The organism is Type-F symbiont of Plautia stali (assembly GCF_059731105.1).
In genome coordinates this window covers 351497-363383 of the sequence record NZ_AP035910.1, presented here as the reverse complement: position 1 = coordinate 363383, position 11887 = coordinate 351497, and the positions used below count along the sequence as shown (strand labels likewise).

Genomic DNA, 11887 nt, shown 5'->3' with positions numbered 1-11887 from the left:
AGCGATGAACAACGATTTTGCCTTTACCATCAAGCGTATTCGTTTCGACGAAAACTATAACCCTTCAAAAAATACGCGCGCGACGACGAACTTTGCGAATTTAGCGCGTGGCGAAAAGCGTCAGGAAAATCTGCGCAACGCCCTGGTGATGATCGATAATCGTTTTAACTCGCTGGCGCACTGGGATAATCCAAAGGCTGACCGCTATTCCGTTGAACTGGAGATCATTTCTGCGGAGCTGAATCTGCAGGGTGGCGCTGACGGCGAAGCGTTTCCGGCTATCGAAATTTTAAAAACCTATATCGTGGATCATCACACCGGTGAGCGCAGCGAGGGCATTGTGGGAAATAATTTCTCATCCTACGTGCGCGATTATGATTTCAGCGTGGTGCTGGCAGATTTTAATAAAGGGCAGACTGAATTCAGCACGCCCGCGGATTTTGGCCAGCTGCACGGCAACATTTTTAAAAGCTTTGTTAACTCAGCGGTCTATAAAGAGAATTTCAGCAAATCACCGGTTATCTGCCTGAGCGTATCCAGCAAAAACACCTATGTGCGCACCGGCAATCAGCATCCCATTCTGGGCATTGAATATCAGCAGGATGCGCCCTCACTGACCGACTTCTACTTCGGGAAAATGGGCCTGAAAGTGCGTTTCTTTATGCCGCAGGGCAGCGTTGCGCCGCTGGCGTTCTATTTCCACGGGGATCTGCTCAGCGATTACACCGACCTTGAGCTGATCGGCACTATCAGCACCATGGAAACGTTCCAGAAGATCTATCGCCCTGAAATCTATAACGCGAATTCCGCTGCCGGTCACTGCTATCAGCCGACGCTGCAGCATCAGGATTATTCTTTAACCCGGATTGTTTACGATCGTGAAGAGCGCAGCCGGCTGGCTGTTGAGCAGGGGAAATTTACTGAGGCCTATTTCATTAAGCCTAACCAGACCCTGCTGGCGCAATGGTCCGCTGAATCCGTTCTTTAATTAAAATTAAAAGGTCACCTGCTATGAAAACCTTATTACCGACATCCACCGCTGGCAGCCTGCCAAAACCCTCCTGGATTGCACAGCCAGAGGTGCTCTGGTCACCCTGGAAACTGCAGGATGATGAGTTAGTGGCGGGTAAATTAGATGCGCTGCGTCTCTGCCTGGACGATCAGGTGCGGGCGGGAATCGATATCGTCAGTGATGGTGAGCAAACCCGTCAGCACTTCGTCACGACCTTTATCGAACACCTCAGCGGCGTGGATTTTGAAAAGCGCGAAGTGGTGCGTATCCGCAATCGTTATGATGCCAGCGTCCCGACCGTGGTGGGTGAAGTTTCCCGTCAGAAGCCGGTCTTTGTCGAAGATGCAAAGGTTTTACGTAAGCTGACCGATCGTCCGATTAAATGGGCGCTGCCGGGGCCGATGACCATGATCGATACCCTCTACGACAACCACTACAAAAGTCGCGAAAAACTGGCGTGGGAATTTGCAAAAATCCTCAACCAGGAGGCAAAAGAGCTGGAAGCCGCAGGCGTGGATATTATTCAGTTTGATGAGCCGGCTTTTAACGTCTTTTTCGACGAAGTCAACGACTGGGGCATTGCGGCACTAGAGCGCGCTGTCGAAGGGCTCAAGTGTGAAACCGCCGTGCATATCTGCTATGGCTATGGCATCAAAGCGAACACCGACTGGAAGAAAACGCTGGGAACCGAGTGGCGCCAGTATGAAGAGGTCTTCCCGAAACTGCAGCGCTCATCGATCGATATCGTCTCGCTGGAGTGCCAGAACTCGCGGGTGCCGATGGATTTGATCGAGCTGATTCGCGGTAAAAAAGTGATGGTCGGCGCCATCGATGTGGCAACCCATAATATTGAGACGCCGGAAGAGGTCGCCAGTACGCTGCGCAAGGCTTTGCAGTTTGTGGATGCCGAAAATCTCTATCCTTCGACCAACTGCGGCATGATCCCGTTGCCGCGTCATGTTGCCAATGGCAAGCTCAACGCGTTGAGCGCAGGCGCAGAGATTGTCCGCAGAGAAATTCTGGGCAAATAAGCGCTTCCTGAGCCCGTTCAGTCCGGCGAATGATTTCATTCTTACAATGCGATCGGCCGGACTGACTCTTAATCCTGCTTTTGCCCGTCTCATTTCCCGCTAAACCTCTTCAGCACTGCGCCCGTACGCGATGACAAATGCGCATATAAACCGCTCAGCCTGCCGGATTTCATCCGGACTCTCATCCGACCTGATCTTTATCACCGCTGAATGAGATTCCGCCCATCAGGCGGACGACAGCATTACTGGTAAATGTTCGCCACAACCGATATAACAGATTGATAACAATCAATCTCAGAGGCGGTTATGGCACTTTCGCATGAATTACTCCTGATTTTCACCACCTACTTTGTCGCCACGGCCAGCCCGGGTCCCAGCAATATGGCGATAATGGGAACGGCGATGAAAAAGGGCAGGGGAGCCGCCCTGGCGCTGGCAGCAGGCGTGGTGAGCGGCTCAATGATCTGGGCGCTACTGGCCGCCTGTGGCGTGCTGACGGTGCTGGCCACCTTCGCAAAGTTGCTGATTGTATTGAAGGTTGGCGGCGGGTTATATCTGCTCTGGCTGGCATTTAAAGCGGGTAAATCGGCCCTGCGCCGCATGGAAGCAACAGGCATTGATGCCAGCACTGAGCGGGTCGCCTGGGGCAGACTGTTTCGCCAGGGAATACTCATGCATGTCGGCAATCCCAAGGCGATTCTTACCTGGGTGGCGATCATGTCTTTTGCCCTGAAGCCCGATATGGCTGCCTCCACGGTACCGCTGATCATCGCTGGCTGTGCAACGATCTGTCTGCTGGTGTTCGGTGGATATGCGCTGCTCTTCTCGACGGCGGTGATGAGCGCGTTCTATCGCCGCATCCGTCGTGGACTGGAGGCGCTGTTAGCCTGCTGCTTTGCGCTGGCGGGGCTGAAACTGGTGTTCAGTCGCCACTAAGTCGGGGATGGCCGTTCGCGACTTCTGCATGAAAATGGCACACCCTGTGCTGATGCAAAAAACGGTTTCGCCAGGGTGTCACTGCAATCAGGGGGGCATCCGCAGCGGTGGCCTCTGTCATTACATCAACAAGGCGGTGAAATGAAAGGCTCGTGCTTATGTGAAACGGTGGTTTTTGAACTGGCAGCGCCACCCACGCTTTACTACCGTTGTCACTGTTCGCTGTGCAGAAAGCAGAGCGGAACCGGTTATAACCTGGCGACGCTGGTGAAAGCGGGGGAGTTCCGCTGGACTGGCGGAGAAGATCATCTGGCGTCATGGCAAAAAGCCAGCGGTTATCGCAACGATTTCTGCACCCGCTGTGGCTCCACCGTGCCCAACCCGCTGCGGGACAGGCCTTATGTATGGATTCCTGTGGGTTTACTCAATGAGGCGGTGGATATGCAGTGTGTCGGCGACTTCTGCACCGATGATGCGATGCCCTGGGACACGACCCGCTCAGCAACCACCCATGCCGGACCGGTGCCGTCGCTGACGGCGCTGCTGACCCATCTGAAACTTGCTGATGAATCGCCATAGTTTCTCTGACGGTTTCTGTCTGCATTCCTGGCCGTTGGCTGGTTATGCTCCAGAGTGTTTTAGCTGAAGTCCCCACTCTTCCGCGCAGAGATTCATGGCGCGAGGAGAACTGAGCAGCAGTTTTGGCAGCGTGAGCGAGTCATAGATCTGCCTGTGCCGCTTCCGGTTCTGAGGGGCGATGCGGGCAATGTAGTTTATCATCGCCAGGCTTACCGGCTCTCTGTGAGTCCTGAGTCCCCCGATCCGCGGCGTGGAGGAGTAGCATCGCCGGACATAGCGCAGCAGCGCTAAAGGCACGCTGACATCCAGAAGAATCAGTCCGGTGGCCCGGGCGAGCCGTGCTTCAATACACTTGGTGTAGTTGCCTTCCATGATCCATCTCTCCTGACTGACTGCTTCGGCGTGTAAACGAAGGAACACGTCCGGCTCCCTGGGCACCCACTGACTGCCTGGAATATGATGCAACTGATCCAGGTGCACCACAGGCAGACCTGTTTTGCGTGACAGGGCCTCAGCCAGCGTGGATTTTCCGCTGTTAGAAGGCCCGAGAATACAGATGCGTGGTCCCAGCGCGTCTGACGAGATTAGCCTGTTCACAAATAGCTCCCTGTTAATTCCGATAAATGCGCTATGAGGGTAATTGTGTCTGCATCCGGAACAGCAATCCTACCCCACAGGTTCATCGCCTGGCGATAAGTCTCTCATAACCTGATAAAATCGGGCACAGGACAAATAAAAATCCCACAAACACATTTACAAATTTAAATGTGTAAATATAATGTCGCCTCTTCATACACCAGAGGATTTTTTTGTCATGCCATCACTTTTTACTCCCCTGAGCCTGGGCGACCTTCAGCTCCGTAACCGCATCGTTCTGCCGCCGCTGACCCGCTGCCGCAGTGAGCAGCCGGGCAATGTTCCCGGTCCGATGATGGTGGAATATTATCGCCAGCGCGCCGGCGCCGGACTGATGATCACTGAAGGCACCCAGATTGAGCCTCGCGGGCAGGGCTATGCATGGACGCCGGGGATACACAGTGAAGCGCAGATTGCGGGCTGGAAAAAAGTCACCGAAGCAGTGCATCAGGAAGGTGCCACTCTTTTCTGCCAGCTCTGGCACGTGGGGCGGGTGTCCCATAATGAGCTTCAGCCAGGAAAAGAGGCCCCGGTTGCGCCGTCAGCGATAGCCGCCGATAACGTCCGGGTCTTTATTGAAACCGGACCGGGTACCGGAATGTTAACCGCGCCCAGCGAGCCGCGGGCGCTGACGAACGCGGAAGTAAAAGAGATTGTGGCGCTTTACCGGCGGGCGGCGGAAAATGCCAAAGCGGCCGGGTTCGATGGTGTTGAGCTTCACTCCGCCAACGGCTATCTGATTAATCAGTTTATTTCTGAGCACACCAACTTCCGCACGGATGAATATGGTGGCTCGCCTGAGAATCGTCTGCGTTTTCTGCGTGAAGTGGTTGAAGCGGTAAGTTCGGTCTTTGGCAGTCATCGTGTCGGCGTCCGGTTTGCCCCGCTTTTCAGCAGCACGGACGAAGATCGTGTCTATCTGGGCCTGGTCGAACGCGATCCGCATGCGACTTATATCCGCGCCGCGCAGCTGCTCAATGAGCTGGAAATTGGTTATCTCTCTATCGCCGAGGCGGACTGGGATAACAGTCCTGACCTGCCGGAGAGCTTCCGTATTGCGCTGCGGGAAACCTTCCGCTCGCCCATTATCTACTCAGGCCGTTACACCGCCGAAAAAGCACAGCGGATGCTGGATAAAGGGTGGGGCGACCTGTTTGGTTTTGGCCGCACCTTTATCGCCAACCCCGATCTGCCCGCGCGGATTAAAGCAGGCAATCCGCTGAATCCTGTGGATCACACCTCCCTGTATGGCGGAACGGAGAAAGGGTATACTGACTACCCTGTTTATCCATCCTGATGTTTTGTGAGGCGGCATGTCACCCGAAGAGGCCCTGAAGTTACTGGCCAATCCCACCAGAATGGCCGTGCTGATGTGGCTCAAAAACCCTGACGAAGCGTTTGCGGGCTATGCCCAGCTCTATCCCTTCGACCAGTATGGCGTCTGTGCCAGTCTCATCCAGGACAAGGCGGGCTTATCGCAGCCCGCCACCTCGTTATGCCTGAAAGCCCTGCAGAGTGCCGGACTGGTGGAAACCAGCAAAGTGGGTAAATGGACCTACTATCGCCGCGCCGAACCGCGTATTCGGGAAGTCACCGACGCAGTGACGCACTCCCTGCAGGCGCTGCTATAGACGTCGCCGCGCGCCTCTGATCCGGTAGCGACATCTTTCCTTGTCTCTCTCTTTCTGCGTCGCGCCCCTGCACACTGCTTGACGAAGCTGTTCGCTTCACTTACAACTAAACCCGTCAGGGGAGTCTCGCCGGAGAGACTGAGAGGCTGATAGCGCACCCGCGCGGCTCAGCGACCCTTAGAACCTGACCCAGTTGATACTGGCGTAGGAAGACGGGTATCGCATCAGATACTTGCCGCAGGAGCGCATTCGCGTCGCTTCTGCCTATTCCCTCTGTATCACGGGTCTTCGTTAACGGATAACGAGGCGAATGTGACCCACTCAATCCTGAATCTCTCTTCTTCTGTGGCGGGCAGCCAGGGCCGCTGGTCGGTGCTGGGCAGCGGCGTCGCCGGACTCTGTGTCGCCACCCTGCTGGCGGAACGGGGAGAAGCTGTCGAAATTATTACTCAGCCTGACTGCCGGGCAGCCTCGCACTGGGCGGGCGGCATGCTCGCGCCCTGGTGCGAGGCAGAAAGTGCACCGCCAGAGGTGATCGAATGGGGCCAGCATGCCGCGGGCTGGTGGGCAAAGCGTGTGGATGGCGTGCAGCAGCAGGGCACGCTGGTGGTTGCACCGCCGCGTGACAGCCGTGAGCTGACGCGTTTTGCCAGCATGACGCAGCAGCATCAGTGGGTGGCCCCCGGCGACGTTGAACCGGCGCTGGAAAACCGCTTCGCTCGCGGCCTTTTCTTCGCCCGGGAAGCGCATCTCGACCCGCGTCGGGCGCTGCAGCAGCTGCAGGATAGGCTCAAAGAGGCGGGCGTGCCGTTTCACAGCGGTCAGCCCGGCGGAAAGATTATCGACTGTCGCGGCATCCACGCCGCCGATCAGCAGCCCGCGTTGCGTGCCGTGCGCGGCGAAATGGTGATCCTCCATACCCCCGACATTTGCCTCTCCCGTCCCGTCCGGCTGCTCCATCCGCGCTTTCCCTGCTATCTGGTGCCTCGTGCCAATGGGCTCTTCATGCTGGGTGCCACCATGGTCGAAAGCCATGACAGCAGCCCGATTAGCGCGAAAGCGATGATGGAGCTGCTGAGCGCCGCTTACAGCCTGCATCCGGCGCTGGCTGAAGCACGGATCGTCGAGAGCGGTACCGGGTTGCGTCCTGCTTACCGGCAGAATCTGCCGGAGGTGCGCTACGAAAATGGCCGCTTCTCGCTCAACGGCCTCTACCGACACGGCTTTTTACTGGCCCCGATAATGGCTGAAAACCTTATGCGGCGACTGACTCAGGAGACACCCCATGCGAATTGAACTCAACGGACGCGCGATTGAAACCGGCGCAACGACCCTGGCGGAGCTGATGCAGGAGCAGCAGATCGATCCGCGCACCGTCGCCACCGCCCTGAACGGTGAGTTTGTGCCGCGCACCCGTTACGCCAGCCAGCGACTTGAGGCCGGGAATCAGCTGGAAATTCTGTCCCCGATGCAGGGAGGTTAATCATGTTTTATCAGTTTGCACCGACATCCCGTTTTCTGCTCGGCACCGCCGGTTACCCCTCGCCGGAGATTCTGCATCAGGCGATCGACGCGTCAGGCGCGGAGATCATTACCGTCAGCCTGCGACGGGAGGGGCGGGAAGGCGCGGCCTTTCGCACGCTGCTGCAACAGATCAACAAACGCATTCTGCCGAATACGGCCGGCTGCCATTCGGTTAAGGAGGCGGTGACCACGGCGCAGATGGCGCGTGAACTGTTTGATACCCCCTGGATCAAGCTGGAGGTGATAGGTCATGCCGACACGCTGCAACCCGACCCCTTTGCCCTGGTGGAAGCCGCCCGCATTCTCTGCGCTGACGGATTTCAGGTGTTTCCCTACACCACGGAAGATCTCATTGTCGGTGAAAAACTGCTGGAAGCCGGCTGTGAAGTGCTGATGCCCTGGGGGGCGCCGATTGGCTCCGGCCAGGGACTGCGCAATATTGAGGGGCTGCGCGCCATGCGTGCCTGGTTTAAGGATATTCCGCTGATTATTGATGCGGGGATCGGCGCGCCGGGCCAGGCGGCTCAGGCGATGGAGATGGGCTTTGATGGCGTGTTGCTCAACACGGCCGTAGCAAAAGCTCGCGATCCGGTCCGGATGGCCGGTGCCTTTGCCGCCGCGATCCATGGCGGGCATGAGGCGTTTCAGGCCGGGCTGATGGAGCAGCGCGATATGGCGTCGGCCTCCACGCCCCTGTTTGGTCTGGCACAGTTCAGTTAAGGAGCGACAATGGATCGTTATCAGCGACAGACGATGTTGCCGGAAATTGGTGATACGGGGCAGCAGCGACTGAGCAGGGCGCGGGTGCTGGTTGTGGGCGCGGGCGGCCTCAGTGCCACGCTGCTGCCCCTGCTGGCAGGTGCCGGAGTAGGGTTCATTCGTCTTTACGACGGCGATCGGGTTGAACTGCATAACCTTCACCGTCAGACGCTGTTTGGTGTGGACGATGTCGGGCAGCCAAAAGCCCTCTGCGCGCAGCGGGCACTGGCGCAGCGAAACCCTGAGTGTGAAGTCGACGCGCATCCGCAGTCACTGAGCGCCAGTCTGCTGCCGCAGGCGCTGGCGGAGATTGATGTGGTGGTGGATGCGGCGGATAACTTTGCCATTACCTATCAGCTTTCGGACGCCTGTTATGCGCGCGGCCTGCCGCTGATCTGCGCCTCAGTGCTGGGGCGTAAAGGCTATGTCGGCGGATTCTGCGGCGGTGCGCCCGGCTATCGCGCGCTGTTTCCGCACTTGCCCACTGCATCGGCTGACTGTAACACCGCGGGCGTTATGGGGCCTGCGGTGGCCACGCTGGGGGCCATGCAGGCACAGATGGTGCTCACGGTATTGCTGAAACTGACGCCTTCACCGCTGGGTTGTATGATCCACTGCGACCTGGCCTCGTGGCATATGCGACAGTTCCGCTTTGACGATGCCCCGGAACCGGAGGCGCCGGGCACGCCGTTCATCGACCTGGCCATGCTCACTGGTGAGGACTGCATTGTGGAGTTGCGCAGCGCCGAAGAGGCCCCGGTCAGCGTGGCGGAAGGGGCGTTGCGCATTCTGCCAGAGCAGATCGCCGGCTGGCAGCCGCCTGCCGATCGACGCGTGGTACTGGTGTGCGCCAGCGGAATGCGGGCCGCGCGTGCGGCTGAACATCTTGCCGCACGCGGGGTCACGCGTCTGGCGCTGATGGCGGCAAAGGCGCTGTAACTGCCGGTTCAGATCACCTCGACCAGCTGGAACGTTTCGAAAATCAGCTCCATCTCAGGGTGAAAAGAGCCTTCCCGCTGAAAGTATCGCTGATGTTCCTGACGCCAGTAGTCGAGGCTGAGATCGCCTTCACCTTCTAGCATTGCCATCTCCGGCGTCACCCGGTCAAAGCGCGTCAGGAACAGCCCGGTGGTGCGGATCACGCAGACGGGCTGCTGTTCACCGTTGAGAACAATGCTGTAACCGCCCGGCTGGGGCAGTTTTTCCTGATCCTGCCAGTTGGCTGCCGACCCACAGGTGGCCACTTTTTTACCCGCAATAATCAGCGTACTTAACGCGTTCGCCAGCTCGGGTGAATCACCAAATGCATCGACCATCGCATCCGGATATTTTTCCTGCAGTTGTTCCAGCGTCATCGCCATCAGCAAATCCTTATGAAAGTGGGTGCGTGCCTGCCTGCATCATTGCAGAGGCACCGAAAAGGTGTGCAGCCGTTCTCTCTGCAACAGCGCTATCTGAGGAGCAGGCTGCTTGTCGCCGAACAGCTTACCCGGCATTCCGGCAGGAAAACAGGCGAATCTCCGGGATAAGCCGTTTCGCCCGCCGATGTCGTGCACAAGCGTCGCTGTCAGGCAAAGCAGTGACTCAGGAGAGACGAACTAGCGTTTCAGGAAGCTCGCCCACTGCTCAATGTCATCACCGCTGCTAATCTCAGGCTGCACCAGGCCATTGACCATAAAGGTAGGAGAGACGTGAATGCCATTCTGGCGGGCGTATTTGCAGTGCCACTTGATGGCATTCTGCAAATCGGGCCGATCAAATGCCGCCATGGCGTCGACGCCACTGTAGGTTTTCAGGCGTTCCAGAATCTGATTCGGGGTGGCATCGCGGTTCGGACCGGTGCAGTGGTCGGTAAATTCAAACTCTTCGCGGTGATCGGCAACGGCCTGCATCACCTGTCTGGCGGCCGTTTTACTTTCGCAGGCCGCGGCGAGGATATAGCGCACAATGAGACCCGAATAGAGGTGCCACGGCTGGGACTGCAGACGGATCTTCAGAGTGATGTTCTCTTCGCCTGCGTGCGCCAGTAAGGCGTCGAATTTATTGAAAGCGCGAACGGAAAACGGACAGGTAGGTTCCAGAAAGACTTCGAAGACCGCAGGACCCTGACCCCAGACCAGAACATCAGCGTGCTGATTCATTAACCACTCCTTAAGTTTAAACGTAACGGGAAGTCGTTTTACTCTGGCAAATCTGCGGCACAGCAGCCAGTTAAGAATGGGGCTCAATTGTTACAAAAATCGGCAATCAGAAGCGGAGCCGCAGGTAACAGGCGACAGGCAGGCCTCTGAATCGTTAGAATTATCCGCTCTGGCAATCTTCGCCGCGGGTTCTGGACGGCCGCTGGCGAGTCGCTATAGTTAATCAGCAGCGTTCATTCGCCTGAATGAGAAGATCCTTTCTGTGACTTCCCTGTCGGGGATACACGGGAAGCGGATACGTGTTAGAAGAGGCTAAATTTGTATACCGATCTCACCTGGAAAACACTCTATCGCATTATTAACCAGACGATCGCGGACATGCTGGATGAGCAGCAGACCCTGGATGTCCTGTCACTGCGCGCCCGTCTGCTTGAACGGGCGGAAAAAGAGGAGGATGAGGTGATGGTGCTCTGCTACTGGCAGGCCTGTAAAATACTGAGGCGTTTACCTGCCACCGTGACTGCCAGCCAGTTAATGCTGGCTGCCCGCCATGCTTTTCGTGCGCCGCTGGATAACGATCTGCCCTGAGTGAAGCGGACTGGTGCGCGTCAGCCATGAACATAACAGAAAGGGCGACGCCTGAACCGGAGAGAGGTCCCTGCGGGTCATAGCGCAGAGCGCCCATTCATACCTGATTTAACGATGGACTGCTTAAAGATCCCCATTCTGGAATTCATAAATATTTTTTGAAAATATAATGGGTAATTAAAGTGATCATATTATTCATCACATCCTGTCTTTTATTTTCCGACTATTTAAGTCGGGATTGCTGGAATTGATCCTGCTCAATTAACCTCCTCAATATTAAATCTCAGCCCCGGATAAATCTGCTCGTTTAAGTTTCGTCTACCTTTGTTTAATTAATATACCCGCAACATAATAAACAGCGCGTTATTATGTTGGCGCATTATTATCGATGCATATTTATCCATCTGGTGGTTGGTTGCGGCCACTTTGCATGTTCTGAAAAGAGAAACAGTTGATGAATATCAGAAAACGTATTCTGCCAGTGGCGCTGGCGGGCCTTATGATTTCCGGATCAGCATTCGCCACCCCGACTGACGGCCCATCCCCTATTAATACGAATCCGGGAACGGCAGCGGGAACGCAGGGAGCCGGTGGTGAAGTTAAATTTACCGGTGAAATTACCGATGTATCCTGCAACGTGACAACCGCCAGTAGTAAGCAGAGTATTGATTTAGGTAAATGGGCCAAATCCTATTTCGAAAGCCGTACGGAAACCACTGAAACGCCGTTCACTATTTCAGTCACAGACTGCCCGACATCCGTCAAAAAAGTGGCGGTGTTGTTCGATGGCGATAAAGACAGTGGCGACAGTACCCTGCTTAAAGTTGCCAGCGGCGGGGCGTCCGGTGTCGGCGTGAAACTTTATGAAGCTGACCGTCTGACTCAGGTGGCTATCGGCGCCGTCTCCAAAAACGTTGATGTAGTGGCAGCCAGCACGGGGGGGCACGCCGATTTAAAATTCTATGCTGATTACAAAAGTGACGGTGCCGCTATTAATGTGGGCGCGGCCAATGCCGTATCAAATTTTGTGATGGTTTATAACTGATTCAT

15 protein-coding genes and 1 riboswitch are annotated in these 11887 nt (G+C 56.3%); of the genes, 12 read left to right on the top strand and 3 right to left on the bottom strand.

Features of this window, described 5'->3' with window-relative positions:
- The first annotated feature begins 4 nt into the window (after nt 1–4).
- From AC6I7A_RS21175 to AC6I7A_RS21160, 4 genes are all read left to right on the top strand, one after another.
- Nucleotides 5–988, top strand: a complete 984-nt coding sequence (locus AC6I7A_RS21175; RefSeq protein WP_498004895.1) for a DUF1852 domain-containing protein — start codon at nt 5–7, stop codon at nt 986–988.
- A 23-nt stretch (nt 989–1011) separates the two neighbouring features.
- Nucleotides 1012–2043: a methionine synthase gene (locus tag AC6I7A_RS21170; protein ID WP_009093105.1), complete on the top strand. Its 1032-nt coding sequence runs from the start codon at nt 1012–1014 to the stop codon at nt 2041–2043.
- A 306-nt stretch (nt 2044–2349) separates the two neighbouring features.
- Nucleotides 2350–2979 (top strand): LysE family translocator, encoded by a 630-nt coding sequence (locus AC6I7A_RS21165; protein WP_058957219.1) that lies wholly within the window; start codon nt 2350–2352, stop codon nt 2977–2979.
- Nucleotides 2980–3120: 141 nt separating this feature from the next.
- The gene (locus AC6I7A_RS21160; RefSeq protein WP_009093102.1) at nt 3121–3558 is read left to right on the top strand and encodes a GFA family protein; all 438 of its coding nucleotides are present in this window, start codon (nt 3121–3123) and stop codon (nt 3556–3558) included.
- Between the two features lie 42 nt (nt 3559–3600).
- On the opposite strand, the gene AC6I7A_RS21155 is transcribed toward AC6I7A_RS21160, so the two are convergent.
- Nucleotides 3601–3930 (bottom strand): DNA topology modulation protein FlaR, encoded by a 330-nt coding sequence (locus AC6I7A_RS21155; protein WP_318250623.1) that lies wholly within the window; start codon nt 3928–3930, stop codon nt 3601–3603.
- Nucleotides 3931–4372: 442 nt separating this feature from the next.
- Here AC6I7A_RS21155 and AC6I7A_RS21150 point away from each other — a divergent pair, with 442 nt between their 5' ends.
- The 6 genes from AC6I7A_RS21150 (at nt 4373) to AC6I7A_RS21125 (ending at nt 9047) form a co-directional block, all read left to right on the top strand.
- A complete protein-coding gene (locus AC6I7A_RS21150) occupies nt 4373–5491 on the top strand; it encodes an alkene reductase (protein WP_058957217.1) in 1119 nt (372 codons plus the stop codon).
- Nucleotides 5492–5507: 16 nt separating this feature from the next.
- On the top strand, nt 5508–5825 hold the full coding sequence (locus AC6I7A_RS21145; RefSeq protein ID WP_009093099.1) for an ArsR/SmtB family transcription factor: 318 nt from the start codon (nt 5508–5510) through the stop codon (nt 5823–5825).
- Nucleotides 5826–5932: 107 nt separating this feature from the next.
- Nucleotides 5933–6053: riboswitch (TPP riboswitch) on the top strand.
- A gap of 84 nt (nt 6054–6137) precedes the next feature.
- Nucleotides 6138–7121, top strand: a complete 984-nt coding sequence (locus tag AC6I7A_RS21140; RefSeq protein WP_195910803.1) for an FAD-dependent oxidoreductase — start codon at nt 6138–6140, stop codon at nt 7119–7121.
- Nucleotides 7111–7308 carry a sulfur carrier protein ThiS gene (thiS, locus tag AC6I7A_RS21135; RefSeq protein WP_009093097.1) on the top strand — a complete coding sequence of 66 codons (198 nt, stop codon included), beginning with the start codon at nt 7111–7113 and terminating at the stop codon, nt 7306–7308. The genes AC6I7A_RS21140 and thiS overlap by 11 nt, the downstream gene beginning before the upstream one ends.
- Nucleotides 7309–7310: 2 nt before the next feature.
- The gene (locus AC6I7A_RS21130) at nt 7311–8069 is read left to right on the top strand and encodes a thiazole synthase (protein WP_058957216.1); all 759 of its coding nucleotides are present in this window, start codon (nt 7311–7313) and stop codon (nt 8067–8069) included.
- A gap of 9 nt (nt 8070–8078) precedes the next feature.
- Nucleotides 8079–9047 (top strand): HesA/MoeB/ThiF family protein, encoded by a 969-nt coding sequence (locus tag AC6I7A_RS21125; RefSeq protein ID WP_058957215.1) that lies wholly within the window; start codon nt 8079–8081, stop codon nt 9045–9047.
- An 8-nt stretch (nt 9048–9055) separates the two neighbouring features.
- Here the strand turns inward: AC6I7A_RS21125 and AC6I7A_RS21120 are convergent, their stop codons facing one another.
- Nucleotides 9056–9469 (bottom strand): ASCH domain-containing protein, encoded by a 414-nt coding sequence (locus tag AC6I7A_RS21120; RefSeq protein WP_009093094.1) that lies wholly within the window; start codon nt 9467–9469, stop codon nt 9056–9058.
- A 237-nt stretch (nt 9470–9706) separates the two neighbouring features.
- Nucleotides 9707–10249: a DsbA family protein gene (locus tag AC6I7A_RS21115; protein ID WP_009093093.1), complete on the bottom strand. Its 543-nt coding sequence runs from the start codon at nt 10247–10249 to the stop codon at nt 9707–9709.
- A gap of 318 nt (nt 10250–10567) precedes the next feature.
- On the opposite strand from AC6I7A_RS21115, the gene AC6I7A_RS21110 reads away from it, so the two are divergent.
- Entirely contained in the window at nt 10568–10837 is a 270-nt protein-coding gene (locus tag AC6I7A_RS21110) for a hypothetical protein (RefSeq protein ID WP_046102883.1), read from the top strand.
- Nucleotides 10838–11291: 454 nt separating this feature from the next.
- Nucleotides 11292–11882 carry a fimbrial protein gene (locus AC6I7A_RS21105; RefSeq protein WP_058957214.1) on the top strand — a complete coding sequence of 197 codons (591 nt, stop codon included), beginning with the start codon at nt 11292–11294 and terminating at the stop codon, nt 11880–11882.
- The last annotated feature ends 5 nt before the right edge of the window (nt 11883–11887 follow it).

Excerpts from the sequence above, each read along its gene's own strand:
- AC6I7A_RS21175 (WP_498004895.1), top strand. The coding sequence starts at position 5 with ATGAACAACGATTTTGCCTTTACCATCAAGCGTATTCGTTTCGACGAA.
- AC6I7A_RS21170 (WP_009093105.1), top strand. The coding sequence starts at position 1,012 with ATGAAAACCTTATTACCGACATCCACCGCTGGCAGCCTGCCAAAACCC.
- AC6I7A_RS21165 (WP_058957219.1), top strand. The coding sequence starts at position 2,350 with ATGGCACTTTCGCATGAATTACTCCTGATTTTCACCACCTACTTTGTC.
- AC6I7A_RS21160 (WP_009093102.1), top strand. The coding sequence starts at position 3,121 with ATGAAAGGCTCGTGCTTATGTGAAACGGTGGTTTTTGAACTGGCAGCG.
- AC6I7A_RS21155 (WP_318250623.1), bottom strand. The coding sequence starts at position 3,930 with ATGGAAGGCAACTACACCAAGTGTATTGAAGCACGGCTCGCCCGGGCC.
- AC6I7A_RS21150 (WP_058957217.1), top strand. The coding sequence starts at position 4,373 with ATGCCATCACTTTTTACTCCCCTGAGCCTGGGCGACCTTCAGCTCCGT.
- AC6I7A_RS21145 (WP_009093099.1), top strand. The coding sequence starts at position 5,508 with ATGTCACCCGAAGAGGCCCTGAAGTTACTGGCCAATCCCACCAGAATG.
- thiS (WP_009093097.1), top strand. The coding sequence starts at position 7,111 with ATGCGAATTGAACTCAACGGACGCGCGATTGAAACCGGCGCAACGACC.
- AC6I7A_RS21130 (WP_058957216.1), top strand. The coding sequence starts at position 7,311 with ATGTTTTATCAGTTTGCACCGACATCCCGTTTTCTGCTCGGCACCGCC.
- AC6I7A_RS21125 (WP_058957215.1), top strand. The coding sequence starts at position 8,079 with ATGGATCGTTATCAGCGACAGACGATGTTGCCGGAAATTGGTGATACG.
- AC6I7A_RS21120 (WP_009093094.1), bottom strand. The coding sequence starts at position 9,469 with ATGGCGATGACGCTGGAACAACTGCAGGAAAAATATCCGGATGCGATG.
- AC6I7A_RS21115 (WP_009093093.1), bottom strand. The coding sequence starts at position 10,249 with ATGAATCAGCACGCTGATGTTCTGGTCTGGGGTCAGGGTCCTGCGGTC.
- AC6I7A_RS21105 (WP_058957214.1), top strand. The coding sequence starts at position 11,292 with ATGAATATCAGAAAACGTATTCTGCCAGTGGCGCTGGCGGGCCTTATG.